We start from the raw sequence: 310 nt of genomic DNA, 5'->3' as shown, positions 1-310 counted from the left end.
AATCGATTGGATCTTCTCGGAACGATAAGAATCATTCTTTCTGGCCATTCCTACTAATACTCTGGCGAGTTTATGGATTAATTTCATTATTGATTTCATTTTCTTCATCTTCTTCACATTAACATTATTGGCGTGCAGCTCTTTAAAATCAGGGTTGTTCATGACAAGACTCATTGTCGCTAAATACAAAAACCGCCGTAAACGAGATCTGCCACGCTTAGAAAGGACAATTTGTCCTTTCCATTTACCTGAACTGGCCTCTGAAAGATGTAATCCAGCATGGCGCAATAGAGAATTACCATGCGCAAAA

The 310-nt window shown here is 38.7% G+C and carries 1 protein-coding gene; it reads right to left on the bottom strand.

The features are described 5' to 3' along the window. The coding region (locus FS736_RS23555; RefSeq protein WP_144481534.1) for a transposase at window positions 1-310 on the bottom strand (310 nt) is incomplete at both ends.

The sequence above is a fragment of the Cytobacillus oceanisediminis 2691 genome, from assembly GCF_007678455.1.
Lineage (GTDB): Bacteria > Bacillota > Bacilli > Bacillales > Cytobacillaceae > Mesobacillus > Mesobacillus oceanisediminis_A.
Note: the sequence above shows the minus strand (reverse complement) of the source record. Positions and strands in the feature narration are given on the sequence as shown.